The organism is Clostridium yunnanense (assembly GCF_016595795.1).
Taxonomy (GTDB): Bacteria; Bacillota; Clostridia; order Clostridiales; family Clostridiaceae; genus Clostridium_AR; species Clostridium_AR yunnanense.
In genome coordinates, this window is record NZ_JAENHN010000028.1 from 1 (window position 1) to 19,357 (window position 19,357).

Below are 19,357 nucleotides of genomic sequence, written 5' to 3' on the forward strand. Positions count from 1 at the left end.
ATTTAAAGTTTAATCATAGCTTACTTACTTAGTAAGTCTTTTTTCAAAAGAATTGCTGGTTTAGTTTAAGTCTATATTTAGACTTTGTTTATCTTCTCTGTTTAATTTTCAAAGACCAAGTTGTTTGTTGCCGCTCATCGGCGACTTCTTTATCTTATCACTTGCAAACTTTCTTGTCAACATTTTTTTTAATGATTCTTATTTGCTTACGATTTTGCATCGCTGTGACGTTCTTTATCTTATCATCTTAAAAGTTAATTTTGATATTATTGCAAAGTGATTATAAAAGATTAATCTGCTTTTTCTATTTATTGCTTTTATTTTCTAACTATATCCCATATTGATACACCTGGTTATGTTTTCATAAAGCAACATATCATTAAAGTTAATTAAGCTCTACTTAAAGCTCAATAACTGAATTTATCTTACATAAAAGCTATTCAATCTTATAGAGTATTTTATAAGATGTAAGATTTCTGTTACATTAAGGCTATACGAATCTAATTATTATTTAAAATAGAGCTTAAATAGTTTCAGTCATTAATAATTCACTATCACCAAATATCATCAACTTCGTATTATAATTAAATATAAAAGTTGGATTGTTTCGCACCTCAACTCTTGTCTATTTATTTCTTAAGAACATTCATATCAAAATTTTTCTATACTTATAATGTTTTAAACAACATGATCTAAATAATTGATTAATAAAAACATTGCCTTATTAAACCATTAAAGAAATCATTGAATTAATCTTTTTTAACTACTTTTACGTATGTTCATTGATAAATGTATAATAGTAAATTTACAAGATTATATTTTATGTATTACTTTTTATATGAATATTTATAAGCCTCATGAAATAAATAGGCTAAGTTAGCTTAAATAGATTGTCTATTTAAATATATAAAAATTAAAAAAGTTAAAAAGATAAAATCTTAACTTTTTAACTTTTTTTAAATTTAACTTTTTAAAAAGTTATGCTTATAATGCAGGTTTAGATGTATTTTAGAAAAGACCTTATATGTATAAAACATACTTTACTTATGACTTATAATCTATACATTTGCAAATTTATAAGCTAAAACTTACAAACATTATACTAATCTTTTTTACTATTTAGCTTAATAAAACTTAATCACTCAAAGATCTACATTAATTATAAAATTCAAAACAATAAGAGAGTTTAAATTTAGATTTAAAAATTATACGTTTTGTATTTTTGTAGACAATAAGAAAAGGGCCATCTTAATAACAATTCTATAAGATGGCCCTTAAATATACTTTTATTCTATTGAACTTTATTCTTCATTGTCAGTATCTTGATCTTCTTCTGCTCTCTCAAGCAATTCATCTAAACTATTATCTTCATCATATACTACTGGAACTTCTTCTAACTCTACAGCTACATCACTTCCATCAGTATCACCATCATCAGTCGAAGACTTTTCAGTGTATGGTATTTTTGCTATAGCAACTACCTTCTCTTCTTCTACAGTTCTCATAAGAGTAACACCCATTGTAGCTCTACTTGTAACTGATATGTCAGAAACATTAATTCTTATAGCAACACCACTACTATTTATAAGCATTAATTCATCATCAATCTTACATATAGTCGCACCAACTACCTTACCAGTCTTCTCTGCTAACTTATATGTTATTAATCCCATACCACCTCTATTTTGAACCTTATATTCAGATACAGGTGTTCTTTTACCAAATCCATTTTCACTTATTACTAACACATCTTCATCATCAACAGCTATATCCATACAAACTGCCATGTCATCTTTTCTTAGATTCATAGCCTTTACACCTGAAGCTGTTCTTCCCATTGGTCTTACATCTTGCTCATTGAATCTTATTGCATAACCATTTTGGGTAACTATCATTATGTTAGCATCTCCATAAGTTACTTTTGCCTTTAGAAGCTCATCTTCTTCTCTTAAACCTATAGCTATTAAACCATTCTTTCTTATATTCTGGAACTCACTAAGTGGAGTCTTTTTTACTAAACCTTTCTTAGTTGCCATAAATAAGAATCCATCTTGATTCATATCCTTTATAGTTAAAACAGTATAAATTCTTTCATCTTGTTCTAAAGGTAATATATTTATAAGATTTGTTCCCTTTGCAGCTCTTCCTGCATCTGGTATCTCATAAGCCTTAAGCTTAAATACCTTACCTCTATTAGTAAAGAATAGTAAGTTAGTATGAGTTGAAGTTATGAATACATTCTCTACAAAGTCATCTTCTTTTGTAGTCATTGCCTGTATTCCCTTGCCCCCTCTTCTTTGAGCGGAGTAAGTATCAGCTAATATTCTCTTAATATAACCACTATGAGTTAATGTGATAACAACTTCTTGCTCTTGAATTAAGTCTTCATAATCTATTTCATTCTGATTCTTAGTAATTTCAGTTCTTCTTTCATCAGAATATCTAGCCTTTATTTCAAGAAGTTCTTCTTTTATAACACTTAGAAGTTTTTCTTCACTTCCTAGTATCTCATTTAAGTAATTGATAAGTTTCATTATTTCGTTGTACTCATCTTCAATCTTATCTCTCTCTAATCCAGTAAGTCTTCTAAGTCTCATATCTAAAATTGCTTGAGTCTGAACATCACTCAATCCAAACTTTTCTCTTAATTCATTTCTAGCAATTTCAGTAGTCTTAGAATTTCTTATTATGCTTATAACTTCATCTATGTGATCAAGTGCTATTCTTAAACCTTCTAATACGTGAGCTCTTTCTTGAGCCTTGTTTAATTCGAATACTGTTCTTCTTGTAATAACTTGTTTTTGGAATGCTATATAGTGAACCAGTACCTGTTTTAGATTCAAAACCTGAGGTTCATTATCTACTAGGGCTAGCATTATAACCCCAAATGTATCTTGCATTTTAGTATGTTTATATAATAAGTTAAGAACTACATTTGGATTTGCATCTCTTTTAAGTTCTATTACTATTCTCATACCATCTCTGTCTGATTCATCTCTTAAGTCAGATATGCCGTTTATCTTTTTATCTTTTACTAAGTCAGCAATATTTTCTATTAATTTTGCCTTATTAACTTGATAAGGTAACTCAGTAACAATAATCTTATGTCTGCCTTTTTCTTCTTCTATGTTAGCTTTAGCTCTTACAACAACTTTTCCCTTACCAGTTTCATAAGCTTCTCTTATACCTGAGAGCCCCATTATTGTCCCTGCAGTAGGGAAATCTGGTCCTTTTATATGTCCCATAAGTTCTAGTATAGAACTTTCTGGGTTATCTATAAGCATTATTGTACCGTCTATAACTTCCCCTAGATTATGAGGAGGTATATTAGTAGCCATACCAACAGCTATACCAGATGATCCATTTACTAGTAAATTAGGAAATCTAGATGGAATAACAATAGGTTCTTGTTCTTCACCATCAAAGTTATCCATAAAATCAACTGTATTCTTATTTATATCTCTTAGCATTTCAACAGCTATCTTATTCATCTTTGCTTCTGTATATCTCATAGCAGCTGCTGAATCACCATCAACAGAACCAAAATTTCCATGGCCATCTACAAGCATATATCTCATAGAGAAATCTTGAGCCATTCTTACAAGAGCATCATAAACTGATGTATCTCCATGTGGATGGTACTTACCTAAAACTTCTCCGACTATTCTTGCACACTTTCTATAACCTTTATCTGGTGCTAAACCAAGTTCATGCATAGAATAAAGTATTCTTCTATGAACTGGTTTCAAACCATCTCGTACATCTGGAAGTGCTCTACCTACTATAACACTCATAGCGTAGTCTATATAACACTTCTTCATTTCATTTTTTATGTCAACTGGAAGAACTTTTCCCTCATTTAAATTCATGTACTTCACCTCTTTTAGTACTAAACATCTAAATTACTTACATACTTAGCATTTTGTTGGATAAACTCTCTTCTTGGTTCAACCTTATCTCCCATAAGTATTGTGAATATCTCATCTGCAGCCATCGCATCTTCAATGGAAACCTTAAGAAGTATTCTTCTCTCTGGATCCATAGTTGTATCCCAAAGCTGGCTAGCATTCATTTCTCCGAGACCTTTGTATCTTTGTATGCCTACAGAATTATCCTTACCACCAATCTCCACTAATTTATCCTCTAATTCCTTATCAGTATAAACATAGTAATCTTTCTTTGCTTTAGAGATTTTATAAAGTGGTGGCTGAGCTATATATACATGCCCTTGATCTACAAGTTCTCTCATGTATCTGTAGAAGAACGTTAATAATAAAGTTCTTATATGTGCTCCATCAACGTCAGCATCCGTCATTATTATTATTCTATTGTATCTTAATTTCTCAACATCAAAATCTTTTCCTATTCCACCACCAAAAGCAGTTACCATAGAACGTATAGTATCAGATCCTAATATCTTATCTAGCCTCTGCTTTTCAACATTCATTATTTTACCCCTCAAAGGTAAAATTGCTTGGAACCTTCTGTTTCTTCCTTGCTTAGCAGAGCCCCCTGCGGAATCTCCCTCAACTATGTATATTTCACACTCTAAAGGATCTTTAGATGAGCAATCTGCAAGTTTACCTGGTAGAGTTGATCTCTCAAGAACTGACTTTCTCGTAAGTTCCCTTGCTTTTCTAGCTGCGTCTCTTGCTCTTTGAGCAAGTAATGACTTTTCTATGATAACTTTTCCAACTGCAGGGTTCTCCTCTAAGAATTCACTTATACCTTCTCCAGCTATGCTATCAACTACACTTCTAACTTCACTATTTCCAAGCTTAGTTTTAGTTTGGCCTTCAAATTGTGGCTCAGATATCTTTATTGATACAACAGCTGTCAAACCTTCTCTTATATCATCACCAGATAAATTCTTTTCATTTTCCTTAAGGTAGCCAAACTTTTTACCATAATCATTAAATACTCTCGTCAATGCAGCTTTAAAGCCAATAAGATGTGTTCCACCTTCAACTGTATCTATATTGTTTGCAAAGGAGAACATATTTTCATTATATCCATCATGATATTGTAGAGATACCTCAACAACTATACCGTCTCTAACACCTTCAACATATATTGGTTCATCGTGCAGTACTTCCTTGTTTCTGTTTAAGTAACTTACAAATGATTTTATACCACCTTCATAAAAGTAGTTCTCACTCTTTCCATCTCTTTCGTCTGTAAGTTGTATGTTTATTCCTTTATTTAAAAATGCTAGTTCTCTTAACCTTTGAGATAAAACTTCAAAATCATAAACAGTTTCCTCAAAAATTTCATGATCAGGCTTAAAATGAGTTTTTGTTCCCTGTCCGTCATCTTCACCAATCTTAGTGAGTTCACTTGTAACATTTCCCTTTGAGTAAGTTTGCCTCCATACACTTCCTTCTCTAGTTACGGTAACTTCGCATAATTCTGACAAGGCATTAACTACAGATGCACCTACTCCATGTAATCCACCTGATACCTTGTATCCTCCTCCGCCAAACTTACCACCAGCATGAAGAACTGTCATAATTACCTCAACAGTGGATTTACCCATTTTAGGATGTATACCTACAGGCATACCTCTTCCATCATCAATTACAGTTATTGAATTGTCTTCATGTATATAAACTTCTATATTCTTGCAATAACCAGCAAGAGCTTCGTCTATACTATTGTCTACAATTTCGTATACAAGATGATGAAGCCCTCTTGAACTAGTACTACCAATATACATTCCTGGTCTCTTTCTAACTGCTTCAAGACCTTCTAGCACTTGAATTTGACTTTCATCATAACTCTGTTTAATATGTTCCACCACTCAATTCCTCCTAAAATTTAATAAACTAAGTAATACAAAATTAGATATCGGACGATTTATGGCGTATAATCTATATCCGTTCTTTTTGTAAGTGTAGATGAGGATATTGGAGAAAGATATATCTTACTTTTCTTATCCACTTCAGCAATTACAAAAGATTTGGGTTTATCATTAGTTATCCTTTCTACAAACCCATCTTCTTCTGCCATTCTTAAGAACTGGCTAGTATCACTACTATACATAGTAGTTTGTATATCAAAAATACCAATAACATCTTTGATTGGAACCACAACATTTTCCCCTAAGTGTAAAAACAATTAAAACTCCTCCTCTATGTTAGAATTATTCCATCCTGAACCTTAAAAACCCTAGCTTTTTCATCTAGGTACTCAGTTAGATCTTCTATTCCAGTGCAAGTTATAACAGTCTGTATCTGCCCTATAGAAGTTAAAACATATCTTTTTCTATTAAAGTCCAACTCAGAAAGCACATCATCTAAAAGTAAAACTGGGTATTCTCCCGTTATATCTTTTATAATTCTTAGTGATGCAAATTTTATTGATAACACAGCTGTTCTTTGTTGCCCTTGAGACCCATAACTTTTAGCATCTATATCATTAATCAAAATCAAGAAATCATCTCTATGCGGCCCAATAGAAGTAAGTCTCTTTTCTATATCCTTACTTCTATTCTTCTCTAGCCCTTCTAAAAAAGACTTTTTAATATCATCTAAGTTCTTAATACTAGATAAATACCTAAACTCTATTGCTTCCTTACCAGATGTTATTTCGTTATGTACAATTTTGCCATGCTCGTTGAGCTTATCTATATACTTGATTCTTTCCCTAACTATGTATTCTGCGAATTCACTAAGTTGTAAGTCATATATATCTAGCATAGATACATCTACTTTTTTTTGTTTTAAAACGGTGTTTCTCTCGTTTAATATCTTGTTGTATTGAACTAAACTATAGTAATACTTTTTATTTAATTGAGAGAGCTCCATATCCAAAAACTTTCTTCTTATTCCAGGGCTTTCTTTTACAATCTTTAAGTCTTCAGGCGAAAACATAACAACATTAAAGACACCTACTAATTCTCCAATTTTATTTATTTTAATTGAATTAACCTTAATAGCTTTTTTACCATCTTTGAATATATTGATATCAATTCTTTTATCTATTCTCTCTTTACCTACACTTAAGCTTATAAACGATTTTTCTGAATCCCAATTAACAAGTTCCTTATCTCTATTGGTCCTATGAGATTTAGCAAAGCCACAATAATACATAGCCTCTAATATGTTCGTTTTTCCTTGAGCATTATCTCCCATAAAAACATTAACATTTCTTCCTAGATCAATAGTTATATTTCTATAATTTCTGTACTCAAGTAACATAATCTTTTTTATATACATATAAGCACCTATTTAATTATACCACATTTATTAATGGCATATCTTATTTAAATATTACTAAATTATTTTGTAATCTTCATTATCAAATGTAACTACATCGTTTATTTTAAGCTTTTTTCCTCTTTGAATACATACCTCTCCATTTACAAGTACATCGCCTTCTTGAACGTAAATTTTAGCTTCTGCTCCAGTCGAAGCAGCTCCACACCACTTTAAGAATGCATCTAATTTTATAAATTCGGTATTAATTTTAATTTCATTCATTATATTGTTAAAGTTTTAACTATAATGCTTTCTTATTGTGATTTTTCACAAAAGCATCTATTTAGCAAAACCTACTCCTTATTTTTATTTAACCAATCTTACTGGTACTACTAAGTATTTACTATTTTCATTGATTTTATTTTTTATAACACAAGGAGATACACTACTTGTAAGCTCAAGTATAACTTCATCTTCCTCCATATTCTTAAGAACATCTAATAGGTATTTTGAGTTAAATGCAATTTGTATTCCTTCACCTTGCATATTAACAGATATCTCTTCTCTAACTTTTCCCAATTGAGAATTAGATGTTATAACCATAGCATCATCTTGGATATCTAATTTAATTAAATTACTATTTCCTTCTTTTGCCATTAATGATGCTCTCTCTATACTATTTTGTAAAGGTTGCTTCTTTACAGTAACACACATTTTATATTCTTGAGGAAGAATTGAATTGTATTGAATAAACTCGCCTTCAAGTAATCTTGATATTATCTTAGTTTGACCTAAGTTAAACAATATATGATTTGTTGTAAATGTTATGTTAACTAAATCTTCACTGTCTTCTAATATCTTAGCAACTTCATTTAAGGTTTTTCCTGGAATTACTGCATTTATAGTGTTTTGAGAATCTATAATTTCTCTTCTTAGTGCTAATCTATATCCATCTAATGCAACTAAATTTAAATAATTATCCTTAACTTCGAACAATATTCCTTGTAGGATCGGTCTTATTTCATCTTGTGCAATTGCAAAGGACGTTCCTTTTATCATATTTTTTAATTGATTTTGAGGAACTGAAAAAATCATATTTTCATTAATATTTGGTAAACTAGGAAAATCATCTGGACTCATGTAAATTAAGTTAAATACTGATTTTTGGCAAGTTATCTGAATTACACTATTATCAAGTGTCTCTATCTTAACTTCATCGTTAGGTAACTTTCGAATTATTTCTCCAAATATTTTAGCATCTACTACAATTGAGCCTTTCTCTATAATATCTGCTTCTAGTTTTGTTTCAATACTTACATCTTTATCAGATCCAATAAGAGTTAGAGTATTATTAGTTGCATTAATATACACTCCTTCTAATATAGGCATTGTTGATCTTCCTGTTATAGCCTTTTGAACTATTGAAATAGAATCTTGTAGTTTACTTTTATCACATATAAAAATCAAAGTGAAAACCTCCTTAATTAATTAACAAGTAATGATGTATAGATATATATAAATAAATAATTAATTACAGTAATAATAGTAGTAGGGGCTGGGGATTTGTTGAAAAGTACCTCTAGCCTTTAAAACAAGCCAAAAAACAGTAAAAAAATACTGTGGATAAGTTGTTATGGATTTTGTAACTTATCCACATTATTCACCGAGTAGCATTCAAATTTAAGTTATCCACAGGATATTATAAGGTTATTATGTACAGATGTTAGTTATTTTTGAGTCAGCTTCTTTGTTATGTCATTTACTGTGTTTTGAAGAACTTCATCAGACTTTAATCCGCCTGATATCTTTTCGTATGCATGTATTACTGTTGTATGATCTCGTCCTCCAAATTCTTCACCTATTTTAGGAAGAGACATATCTGTCAACTTTCTTGAAAGGTACATTGCAATTTGTCTAGGATAAGCTACATTTCTAGTTCTTCTCTGAGATTTTAAATCTTCTACTCTTAAATTAAAGTAATTTGAAACTGTTTCTTGAATCAATTCTATAGTAATATGATTTCCTTGTTTGTTAGATATAATATCTTTTAATGCTTCTGAAGCAAGATCAACAGTTATTTCTCTATTTGTTAATGAAGAATAAGCAACTATTCTTATAAGAGCACCTTCAAGTTCTCTTATATTTGATTTAATTTTTGTAGCTATGTAGACCATAACTTCATTTGCTACGTTTAATTTTTCTACGTCAGCCTTTTTTTTCAATATTGCCATTCTTGTCTCAAAATCTGGTGCTTGAGTATCTGCTATTAGTCCCCATTCAAATCTTGACCTCAATCTATCTTCTAACGTAGGGATTTCTTTTGGTGGTCTATCTGAAGATAGGATAATTTGTTTATTGGCTTCATGAAGTGTATTAAATGTATGGAAAAACTCTTCCTGAGTTCGTTCTTTTCCTGCAATAAATTGAATATCATCTATTAGAAGAACATCTACATTTCTATATTTATTCCTAAATTCTTCGTTAGTATCATCCTTGATTGCATTTATCAATTCATTTGTAAATTTTTCAGAAGATACATAAACTACTTTAGCCTTAGGATTATTCTTTAGAATATAATGGCCAATAGCATGCATTAAGTGGGTTTTTCCAAGACCAACTCCTCCATATATAAATAAAGGATTATATGCTTTGGCTGGAGATTCCGCTACTGCAAGGGATGCTGCATGAGCAAATCTATTACTATTACCTATTACGAATGAATCGAAAGTATATTTAGGATTTAAGGTAGCAGACATTTCATCATTAACGCTAACCACAGTATTATTAGAAGCCTCTTCTCTACTTGGTGTAGCTGAAATCTGTTTTTCTTCCTGAAGCTCGGATTGGATTAGGAATTCAATATTATATTTTTTAGAAGAAACCAGTTTGATTGCCTGCACGAAAAGAGTTTTGTAACGCTTCTCTATTATATCTTTTGTGAAATCATTTGGGACACTAAATTTTATTGAATCTGAATCCATAGATATAGGTTCACAACTCTTTATCCAGGTATTAAAGCTTACCTCAGACATCTCACCCTTCATTATATTCAATGTTTTCTCCCATATTTGGTTTAGTTGGGCATCCATTTCCTATCCTCCAGTCAAAAAATTTTTTATTAGCAATTTCTAATAATAACAGTTTATTCACAAAAATATATACACCCTATTAAGATGATTGACTATGTAAATAAAATTATTCACATGTTGATAACTATGTTAATAATTTTCATCATAAAAACTTATCAACATATGTTAATATATATTAAATAACACTATCAACAGCGGTATAATAATAGAAAAATGGCTAAAAATATATAATGTATAAGCCACTTATATACACAAAGCAATGACTTATACACAGACTTATCAACAGCTGTGGATAAGTATTAGTGGGTCAACAATTTATGCACAGCCACCACCTAATCATATCATAAAGAAATAAGCCTGTTCAATAACTTATCCACAAAAAATATATGCTATTATAAAATTATCAACAACTATTGATTTTCTTGACATAAGAACACTTGAAATATATAATTAAAAAGTAAATCTTAAAATCAATAAGATTCAGTGACAGAATAGTTTTTTTACTATACAACATAATTAATTGAAGGGGGTGTATTATAGATGTTCATGACATACCAACCTAAAAAGAAACAAAGAAAAAGAGAACATGGCTTCAGAAAGAGAATGGCTACTGCATCAGGTAGAACTGTTCTTAAGAGAAGAAGACAAAAAGGTAGAAAGAGATTGACAGCATAAGGGCCGCTTTAGTGGCCTTTTTCTGCAATTGCAGAAAAAAAGGAGAATATCGAAGCTATGGCAGATCAAAAACTAAGAAAGAACATGGAATTTAGAAATGTGTATAGACGAGGGAAATCCTTTGCTAATGATTTGCTTGTATTATATATATATAATAATAGAAGAAACAAAGATGAAAAAGGACTACCTTATAATAGGGTAGGAATTTCTGTTAGTAAAAAAGTTGGAATTAGCGTAATTAGAAGTCGAGCTAAGAGATTAATAAGTGAAAGTTATAGATTGAATAATGAGAATATAAAAAGAGGAAATGATTTAGTGTTCATTGCAAGGGTAGCCATCAATGAGAAAACTTATTGGGATGTCCAAAAAGCTATGATCAACTTATTTAATAAGGCAGGTTTAATAAAAAATGAAAAGGATTTTAATTCTAATAATAAGATTCTATAGAAAATTTATTTCACCTTTGAAAAGACCTTCTTGTATATATTACCCTACTTGTTCTCAATATGCAATTGAAGCGATACAAAAGTATGGATCCTTAAAAGGTGGATTCATGGCGATAAAAAGAATATTAAGATGCCATCCATTTCACGAAGGTGGATATGACCCCGTGAAGTAAGAGAGTGTAGGAGGTTAAAAATTTGTTACAACCAATAATTGATTTCTTAACTAATATTTTTACAGCATTACATAGTTTCGTACTTAACATAGGTATTACTCATGTAGGTACATCATATGTTTTAGCTATCTTCATATTAACTGTAATTGTTAGGTTAATATTATTACCTCTAAACATAAAACAAATTAGATCTCAATCTAAGATGCAAGAGGTTCAGCCTATAGTTCAAGAAATGCAAAAGAAGTATAAGAATGATCCTCAAAAAGCGCAAATGGAAATGATGAAGATATACAAAGAGAACAATGTAAGTCCTTTTAGTGGATGTTTACCTTTATTGATTCAGATGCCTATTTTGTTTGCTTTATATGGAGTGTTCATGAATATAAATGTACAGGGAGCATCTTTCTTATGGATACCTAACTTGTATTCAAAAGATCCATTCTATATATTACCTATCCTATCTGCAGCAACAACATATTTATCATCATACTTAACAACTAAAACAACAGCTAATACCGGTCAACAAGGTGGTATAAATATGGGGTCTATGAATATAGGTATGTCTATTATGATGGGATTCATGGCATTAAATTTCAGATCAGCATTAGTCCTTTATTGGATAATGGGTAACTTAATTCAATTAGTTCAGACTTATTTTTTAGTTATAAGACCAGCTAATAAGAAGAAAGCGTTAGCAAGTTAATATATATTTTGTATTTTAATACTAAGCTTTTAGTATAATAAGGTGGGTGACTAGGGTATGCAGAAAACTTTAGAAATTACAGGAAAAACTGTAGAGGAAGCTCTAAAGAATGCTCTAAAGGAATTAAATGTTACAGAAGATAAAGTTGAGTATAGCATTGTTGATGAGGGGAGTAGAGGTTTATTTAACTTTATAGGAAGTAAACCGGCTAAGATTATTGTTACAGTTAAGCGTGATTATATTCTTGAGGCAAAGACATTTCTAAGAAGTGTTTTAGATTCAATGGATATAAAGGCTGAAATAAGAATAAAAGAAGAAGATAATGTTTTAAATATTAATCTTTTAGGACCTAAAATGGGAGTTATAATTGGATATAGGGGGGAGACCTTAGATTCTCTACAATATCTTATTAGTCTAGTTGTAAATAAAGGACATGATATCCCTTATAAGAGAGTGGTTCTAGACACAGAAAATTATAGGATTAAGAGAGAAGAAACATTAAAACGCTTAGCAGATAAAACAGCCTATAAGGTTAGGAAGTCTGGCAGACCATTTAAACTTGAACCTATGAATCCATATGAGAGAAGGGTAATCCATTCTGCTCTTCAAGGCAACCAAACTGTATATACATACAGCGAGGGAGAAGAACCATATAGAAGAATAGTAGTTGATATAAGAAGAGAAAAATAGGAAAGCCATTTAGGCTTTCTTTTTGATTTACTTTTTTTTAATATGTTTTGACTAATAAAGTTTATTTTTGTAAAATGGATATTAGTTTTAAGATATAGTAGTTGAAATAAGACGTAAATAAAAGTTCTTAACTTTATAAGAATTTTTATTTATAAATTTTTATAAAGTTAAGAATTTATAGTATTAATGTGGATTTTATTGATTTAATTTGTTGCCCTAAAACAATAGAATTCAATGATTTTGTAAAAAGTTAATAAGTCTTTGCAAAACGGATATATTAGAGGAGATACTATAATTATAAATTTAATAATGAGGAGGACAGCATGAAAGAATTTGATACAATTGCTGCTGTTGCAACTGCACTTGGTGAGGGTGGGATTTCTATTATAAGAATTTCTGGTAATAAATCACTAGATATAGTATCTAAGATTTTTAGAGGAAAAAGTAATTCAAGTATATTAGAAATGAAGCCTTATACAATGAGGTACGGTAATATAGTAGATTCAAAACAAGAAATAGTTGATGAAGTAATAATTAGCTACATGAAAGGTCCTAAGAGTTTTACTGCTGAAGACACTGTAGAGATTAATTGTCACGGAGGTGTAACGTCAACTAATAGGGTATTGCAAGAAGTTATAAAATCTGGGGCAAGACTTGCTGAACCTGGAGAATTCACAAAAAGAGCGTTCTTAAATGGTAGAATTGATTTAACTCAAGCAGAAGCGGTTATAGATATAATACGTGCTAAAACAGATCTATCTATGAAATCAGCTATGATCCAAAGTCAGGGAATGCTTTCCCGGGAAATAAATTCTTTAAGAGAAAAATTATTGAATGTGTTAGCTCTTATTGAATTTGCTGTTGATTTTACTGAAGATGATGAGGAACCAGATGCAAGCATACCTATAAGAGTTGGTGAAAATCTTCAATCAGTAATAAATGAAGTTGATAGGTTATTATCTAGTGCAGATGAGGGAAAGATTATAAGAGATGGATTAAGCATGGTTATAGTTGGCAAACCAAATGTTGGAAAATCATCTCTTTTAAACACTCTTTTAAGAGAAAAAAGAGCTATTGTTACTAATATACCTGGAACAACTAGAGATGTAATTGAAGAATACATTAACTTAGATGGTATACCTATTAGAATTATTGATACTGCAGGCATAAGAGAAACCGAAGATGAAGTGGAAAGAATAGGTGTGCAGAGATCAAAAGAAAAGATAAATGAAGCCGATATCATAGTATTTATGGTTGATTCAAGCAGAGGCTTGGATAGTGAAGATAGAGAAATACTAGAATTTATAAAAGATAAAAAGTATATAACTTTATGTAATAAAGTTGACTTGGATAAGAAAATAGAAATTGATACCTTAGATATTCTTAGTAACTCAATAGAAATATCTACAGTAACAGGTTATGGAATTGATTCTTTAAAAGATAAAATAAAAGATATGTTTTTTAAAGGTCATATAGACAGTGAAAGTGTAATTATAACTAATACTAGACATAAACAGGCACTTTATAGAGCTAAGGAGAATTGTGAAGTGGCTTTAAATCAAGTTAAGAGCAATGAATATCTAGACTTGATTTCGATATATGTCACTACTGGTTTAAGAGCTCTCGGTGAGATTACAGGATCAGAACTTGAGGAAGATTTAGTTAATAAAATCTTTTCAGATTTCTGTGTTGGAAAATAGGAGATGAAAATGAAGTATTTAGCTGGTGAATATGATGTGATTATTATTGGTGCAGGCCATGCTGGATGCGAAGCAGCACTTGCTTCCGCTAGAATGGGATGCAAAACTTTAATTTGTACTATGAATCTTGATAGCATAGCATTAATGCCATGTAATCCTAATATAGGAGGTACTGCGAAGGGACATCTAGTAAGAGAAGTCGATGCGTTAGGTGGAGAAATGGGAATAAATATAGATAATACATTTATTCAATCTAGAATGCTTAACACATCTAAGGGCCCTGCAGTTCATTCACTTAGAGCTCAGGCTGACAAAAAGAAGTATCAGCAAAGAATGAAAAGTGTTTTAGAAAACCAAGAAAATTTATACATAAAGCAGATTGAGGTTATAGAAGTAGATGTAGAAGATAATAAGGTTATCGGAGTTCAAACTAAAAATGGAGCTTATTTCAAAACAAAAGCTGTAGTTGTATGTACCGGTACTTACTTAAAATCTAGAATTATAATCGGTGATGTAAGTTATAACGGTGGGCCAAATGGACTTTTTCCTGCCAATGAATTATCGAAAAGTTTATTAGACTTAGGAATTTCGTTAAGAAGATTTAAAACAGGAACTCCTGCTAGAATAAATATGAGATCTGTGGATTTTACAAAGATGGTTGAGCAAACAGGTGACATAAAAATTGTTCCATTTTCTTTCATGAGTGACTCTATTGATAGAGAACAAGTCTCATGTTGGCTTACATATACAAATAGTGAAACTCATGACATAATAAAAGAAAATATACACAGATCACCAATGTATAACGGTTCTATAGAGGGCGTAGGACCAAGATATTGCCCTTCTATTGAGGATAAGGTTATGAGATTTCAAGATAAGCATCAACATCAAATATTTATTGAGCCTGAGGGTGAAGACACTGCTGAGATGTATGTTGGTGGAATGAGTTCATCTTTACCAGAGGATGTTCAAGTTCAGATGCTTAGAACTATTAGCGGACTTGAGAATGTAGAAATGATGAGAACTGCATATGCAATAGAATATGATTGTATAGATCCAACTCAGCTTAAGCCATCTTTAGAATTTAAGAATATACAAGGACTTTTTGGAGCTGGTCAGTTAAACGGTAGCTCTGGATATGAAGAAGCTGCATCTCAAGGAATAGTAGCTGGTATAAATGCAGCTTTGAAGGTTAAGGAAAAAGATCCTATGATTCTAACTAGAAGTGATGGATATATAGGTGTTTTAATAGATGACTTAGTGACTAAGGGAACAAGTGAGCCTTATAGAATGATGACATCAAGAGCAGAATATAGATTGTTATTAAGACAAGATAATGCTGATTTGAGATTGACTGAAATAGGACATAATGTTGGTTTAGTTACAGAAGAAAGATATAAAAGATATACTGAAAGAAAAAACAATATAGATTCAGAATTAGAAAGACTAAAAAAGTTACAAATAACTAATAAGCAAGAAGTTAATCAATTCATTGAATCACTAGGTTCAACGGAGCTTAAGAAACCTATAAGCATGTATGAACTTATAAAAAGACCTGAATTAGATTACTTTTCAGTTGCAGAATTAGACAAAGAGAGACCGAATTTACCTTATGATATAGGTGAGCAGGTTAATGTAATTTCTAAGTATGAAGGCTATATAGAGAAACAACTAGAGCAAGTTGAACAGTTTAAAAGGTTTGAAAACAGACAAATACCTGACGATATTGACTATAGTAATGTTAATAGTTTAAGAATTGAAGCTGTACAAAAGTTATCTAAGATACGCCCAATAAGTATAGGTCAGGCTTCTAGGATATCTGGTGTTTCTCCTGCAGATATATCAGTCTTACTTATATATTTAGAGAGCCTTTATAGGAGAAATAATAAGGCGGAGGAAGTTTAGTATGATATACTATAGCATTTTAGAAAAAGCATGTACTTCTGTTGGAGTAGAATTCAATGAAGATAAGTATGAGAAGTTTATGACTTATATGAGTCTTCTAAAAGAGTGGAATGAGAAGATAAATCTTACAGCTATAACTGAAGATGATCAGATTGTAAAGAAACACTTTGTTGATTCAATAAAAGCATTTAATTCTCCATTGTTTAAAAGTGCTTCATCACTAATTGATGTTGGTACTGGAGCTGGTTTTCCAGGTATACCAATTGCAATAATAAGAGATGAATTAAGCGTTACTCTATTAGATTCTTTAAATAAGAGAGTTAATTTCCTAAATGAAGTTATACAACAGCTCAATTTAAGTAATGTAAAAACCATACATTCAAGAGCAGAAGATGGAGCTAGAAACAAGGATTTAAGAGAAAAGTTTGATATAGCTACATCTAGAGCAGTAGCAAATATGTGTGTACTTTCAGAGTTCTGCATACCTTATGTTAAGATTGATGGACATTTTATAGCTCTTAAAGGACCTTCAATAGAGGAAGAATTAGATGAGTCTAGAAATGCAGTGGCAACTTTAGGTGGAAGGTTAGTTGAAGTGATACAAGTAAATATTGAAGATACAGATTTAAAACATAATTTAGTTGTTGTCAAAAAAATTAAAGAAACACCAAAAACTTATCCAAGAAAAGCTGGAAGTATATCAAAAAAACCTATAAAATAGTAGTGTATGTTTCTTTATAATATAAAATCGATTAATATAAAACAAATTGTCGTACAATTTATATATATAAAAAGAAGGATATTTGTATTTTATAGAGAATTTGTTAAATAATGGGATAGAGTGTGTTTTAACTTTTTTCGTAAGGATGGATGGGAAATGCATAAAGAAATTGTTCATGTCGATATTGATAAAATAATTCCTAATACTTATCAACCAAGAAAATTTTTTAATGAAGAAGCTCTTGGAGAGTTGTCACAATCCATTAGAGAGCATGGTATAATTCAACCACTTACTGTTAGAGTAAGAGGTGAGATTTTCGAACTAGTTGCAGGTGAAAGACGATGGAGAGCAGCAAGACTTGCTAACCTTGAAGAGGTACCGTGTACTGTTGTGGATATAACAGATTCTGAGTCAGCTGAAATTGCACTACTTGAGAATCTACAAAGAGAAGATTTAAATTTTTTAGAAGAAGCAGAAGCGTATTATAACTTAATTCAAGACCATCACTTTACTCAAGAACAATTAGCTGAGAGATTAGGGAAAAAACAATCAACGATTGCAAATAAACTAAGACTTCTTAAGTTAGGAAATGAAGTAAGAAATATTTGCATATCGAATAACTTAACAGAAAGACATGCAAGAGCATTACTGTCTTTACCTAACGAGGAATTACAGCTAAAGGTAATAAATAAGGTTATAAAGCAAGGTCTTAACGTTAAGAATACCGAGGACTTAATAAATAAGGAACTATTGAAATTAGCAGGCGAAAGTCTATCAAAAGAAGGTAAGAAAAGAATGACAGGTGTATTTTCTGCGAAAATATACGTGAATTCTATAAAGCAAGTATTTGATAAATTTAAAATACCTGCTGAATATAAATCAAAAGACTGTGGTGAATATGTTCAAATAACCGTGAACATACCTAAAAATGCATCGAAATAATATAATTGAACTTGACAAAGGTTGTTGTAATAGAAACTAATTTAGTTTTTATGCATCAACCTTTTTTATTGTAAGTATAAAATTAAATGTTATAAGCTTTATTATTTGTATATTAAAATGAATTACTAGGGCTTTAGTAAACTGCAAAAGATCTATTATTGTAGATTTTAAATAGTATACAAAATAAATATAAGCAGGTTTTTATTGTTTTCTATAAATGTTTCACGTGAAACAGTAAAATTAATAATTAATTACTTTAATTATTCTTCATTAAAATATATAATATTTATATAAAGGAAAGGAGGTGGATGACTCGTAAGTTATAATAACTTAGAGTTGAATATGAAAAAGATATGTATATTTAACCAAAAGGGTGGTGTAGGTAAAACTACAACCAATATAAATCTATGTTCATACATAGCAATGTTAGGATATAAAGTTTTAGCTATCGATATCGATCCACAAGGAAATACTACAAGTGGGCTTGGTATTGATAAGAGGAAGTTAGAGAAATCCATGTATGATGTGATAACTAATGATGTATCCTTAAAAGAAATAATTAAACAAAGTGAGTTAGTTTCAAACTTGTACATAGCGCCGGCTAAAATGGAGTTAGCAGGAGCGGAAGTTGAAATTATAGAAAAAGAAAAAAGAGAATTAATTTTGCAACAGAAAATAAGAGAAATAGAAGATGATTTTGACTTCATTTTTATAGACTGTCCTCCTTCTTTAGGGTTTTTAACAATAAATTCGCTTACCTCATGTGATTCTGTCTTGATTCCAATTCAGTGCGAGTTTTATGCTCTAGAAGGGGTAGGACAACTTATTAACACTATACAATTAGTAAAGAAATCATTAAATAAGAATCTTGAAATTGAGGGTGTCATAATGACAATGTATGATTCAAGAACTAATTTAAGTAATGAAGTTTATAAAGAAGTTGAGAAATATTTTAAAGATAAAGTATACAAAGTAACAATACCGAGAAATATAAGATTAGCTGAGGCGCCTTCTTTTGGTCTTCCTATAATGCTTTACGATGAGAAATGTAAAGGTGCTGAGGCATATGAACAATTAACTAATGAATTTATCGAACGTCAAAAGGGGTGATGTA

General features: G+C 30.6%; 17 protein-coding genes. 10 read left to right on the top strand and 7 right to left on the bottom strand.

The genetic code is table 11. From position 1 onward, the window contains the following. Positions 1–1,301 precede the first annotated feature (1,301 nt). The 7 genes from gyrA to dnaA form a co-directional block, all read right to left on the bottom strand. Entirely contained in the window at positions 1,302–3,869 is a 2,568-nt protein-coding gene (gyrA, locus tag JHL18_RS09325) for a DNA gyrase subunit A (protein WP_200268457.1), read from the bottom strand. Positions 3,870–3,889: 20 nt separating this feature from the next. Continuing rightward, positions 3,890–5,800 carry a DNA topoisomerase (ATP-hydrolyzing) subunit B gene (gyrB, locus tag JHL18_RS09330; RefSeq protein ID WP_200268458.1) on the bottom strand — a complete coding sequence of 637 codons (1,911 nt, stop codon included), beginning with the start codon at positions 5,798–5,800 and terminating at the stop codon, positions 3,890–3,892. A 56-nt stretch (positions 5,801–5,856) separates the two neighbouring features. After that, entirely contained in the window at positions 5,857–6,117 is a 261-nt protein-coding gene (gene remB, locus JHL18_RS09335) for an extracellular matrix regulator RemB (protein ID WP_128210850.1), read from the bottom strand. Between the two features lie 14 nt (positions 6,118–6,131). After that, positions 6,132–7,217 carry a DNA replication/repair protein RecF gene (gene recF, locus JHL18_RS09340; protein ID WP_200268460.1) on the bottom strand — a complete coding sequence of 362 codons (1,086 nt, stop codon included), beginning with the start codon at positions 7,215–7,217 and terminating at the stop codon, positions 6,132–6,134. Positions 7,218–7,274: 57 nt separating this feature from the next. Further along, positions 7,275–7,481, bottom strand: coding sequence for a S4 domain-containing protein YaaA (yaaA, locus tag JHL18_RS09345; protein ID WP_200268462.1), 207 nt, complete (start codon positions 7,479–7,481; stop codon positions 7,275–7,277). Positions 7,482–7,565: 84 nt separating this feature from the next. Further along, positions 7,566–8,666, bottom strand: coding sequence for a DNA polymerase III subunit beta (dnaN, locus tag JHL18_RS09350; protein ID WP_200268464.1), 1,101 nt, complete (start codon positions 8,664–8,666; stop codon positions 7,566–7,568). A 260-nt stretch (positions 8,667–8,926) separates the two neighbouring features. Next, complete coding sequence (gene dnaA, locus JHL18_RS09355) at positions 8,927–10,288, bottom strand: chromosomal replication initiator protein DnaA (protein WP_200268466.1); 1,362 nt, start codon at positions 10,286–10,288, stop codon at positions 8,927–8,929. Positions 10,289–10,828: 540 nt separating this feature from the next. Between dnaA and rpmH the strand changes: the two genes are divergently transcribed. The 10 genes from rpmH to JHL18_RS09405 all read left to right on the top strand — a co-directional run bounded on the left by rpmH (position 10,829) and on the right by JHL18_RS09405 (position 19,353). Then, complete coding sequence (gene rpmH, locus JHL18_RS09360) at positions 10,829–10,963, top strand: 50S ribosomal protein L34 (RefSeq protein ID WP_128210855.1); 135 nt, start codon at positions 10,829–10,831, stop codon at positions 10,961–10,963. A 57-nt stretch (positions 10,964–11,020) separates the two neighbouring features. Then, positions 11,021–11,410, top strand: a complete 390-nt coding sequence (gene rnpA / locus JHL18_RS09365) for a ribonuclease P protein component (RefSeq protein WP_200268468.1) — start codon at positions 11,021–11,023, stop codon at positions 11,408–11,410. Then, positions 11,373–11,582, top strand: coding sequence for a membrane protein insertion efficiency factor YidD (gene yidD, locus JHL18_RS09370; protein WP_183279575.1), 210 nt, complete (start codon positions 11,373–11,375; stop codon positions 11,580–11,582). Before rnpA ends, yidD begins: the two co-directional genes overlap by 38 nt. A 22-nt stretch (positions 11,583–11,604) precedes the next feature. Next, positions 11,605–12,285, top strand: coding sequence for a membrane protein insertase YidC (gene yidC / locus JHL18_RS09375; protein ID WP_200268470.1), 681 nt, complete (start codon positions 11,605–11,607; stop codon positions 12,283–12,285). Between the two features lie 57 nt (positions 12,286–12,342). Next, positions 12,343–12,975 carry an RNA-binding cell elongation regulator Jag/EloR gene (jag, locus tag JHL18_RS09380; RefSeq protein ID WP_200268472.1) on the top strand — a complete coding sequence of 211 codons (633 nt, stop codon included), beginning with the start codon at positions 12,343–12,345 and terminating at the stop codon, positions 12,973–12,975. Between the two features lie 323 nt (positions 12,976–13,298). Further along, on the top strand, positions 13,299–14,675 hold the full coding sequence (gene mnmE, locus JHL18_RS09385) for a tRNA uridine-5-carboxymethylaminomethyl(34) synthesis GTPase MnmE (RefSeq protein WP_200268474.1): 1,377 nt from the start codon (positions 13,299–13,301) through the stop codon (positions 14,673–14,675). Positions 14,676–14,684: 9 nt separating this feature from the next. Next, entirely contained in the window at positions 14,685–16,580 is a 1,896-nt protein-coding gene (gene mnmG / locus JHL18_RS09390) for a tRNA uridine-5-carboxymethylaminomethyl(34) synthesis enzyme MnmG (protein ID WP_200268476.1), read from the top strand. Between the two features lies 1 nt (position 16,581). Further along, entirely contained in the window at positions 16,582–17,301 is a 720-nt protein-coding gene (rsmG, locus tag JHL18_RS09395; RefSeq protein ID WP_200268478.1) for a 16S rRNA (guanine(527)-N(7))-methyltransferase RsmG, read from the top strand. Between the two features lie 156 nt (positions 17,302–17,457). Further along, positions 17,458–18,243 (top strand): nucleoid occlusion protein, encoded by a 786-nt coding sequence (gene noc / locus JHL18_RS09400; RefSeq protein ID WP_200268480.1) that lies wholly within the window; start codon positions 17,458–17,460, stop codon positions 18,241–18,243. 342 nt (positions 18,244–18,585) lie between these two features. Next, positions 18,586–19,353 (top strand): ParA family protein, encoded by a 768-nt coding sequence (locus tag JHL18_RS09405; protein WP_200268482.1) that lies wholly within the window; start codon positions 18,586–18,588, stop codon positions 19,351–19,353. Positions 19,354–19,357 lie beyond the last annotated feature (4 nt).

Coding starts and splice junctions, on each gene's coding strand:
- JHL18_RS09405 (WP_200268482.1), top strand. CDS start 18,586: ATGAAAAAGATATGTATATTTAACCAAAAGGGTGGTGTAGGTAAAACT.
- mnmE (WP_200268474.1), top strand. CDS start 13,299: ATGAAAGAATTTGATACAATTGCTGCTGTTGCAACTGCACTTGGTGAG.
- gyrA (WP_200268457.1), bottom strand. CDS start 3,869: ATGAATTTAAATGAGGGAAAAGTTCTTCCAGTTGACATAAAAAATGAA.
- dnaA (WP_200268466.1), bottom strand. CDS start 10,288: ATGGATGCCCAACTAAACCAAATATGGGAGAAAACATTGAATATAATG.
- jag (WP_200268472.1), top strand. CDS start 12,343: ATGCAGAAAACTTTAGAAATTACAGGAAAAACTGTAGAGGAAGCTCTA.
- noc (WP_200268480.1), top strand. CDS start 17,458: ATGCATAAAGAAATTGTTCATGTCGATATTGATAAAATAATTCCTAAT.
- yidD (WP_183279575.1), top strand. CDS start 11,373: ATGAAAAGGATTTTAATTCTAATAATAAGATTCTATAGAAAATTTATT.
- rnpA (WP_200268468.1), top strand. CDS start 11,021: ATGGCAGATCAAAAACTAAGAAAGAACATGGAATTTAGAAATGTGTAT.
- yaaA (WP_200268462.1), bottom strand. CDS start 7,481: ATGAATGAAATTAAAATTAATACCGAATTTATAAAATTAGATGCATTC.
- rpmH (WP_128210855.1), top strand. CDS start 10,829: ATGTTCATGACATACCAACCTAAAAAGAAACAAAGAAAAAGAGAACAT.
- mnmG (WP_200268476.1), top strand. CDS start 14,685: ATGAAGTATTTAGCTGGTGAATATGATGTGATTATTATTGGTGCAGGC.
- recF (WP_200268460.1), bottom strand. CDS start 7,217: ATGTATATAAAAAAGATTATGTTACTTGAGTACAGAAATTATAGAAAT.
- rsmG (WP_200268478.1), top strand. CDS start 16,582: ATGATATACTATAGCATTTTAGAAAAAGCATGTACTTCTGTTGGAGTA.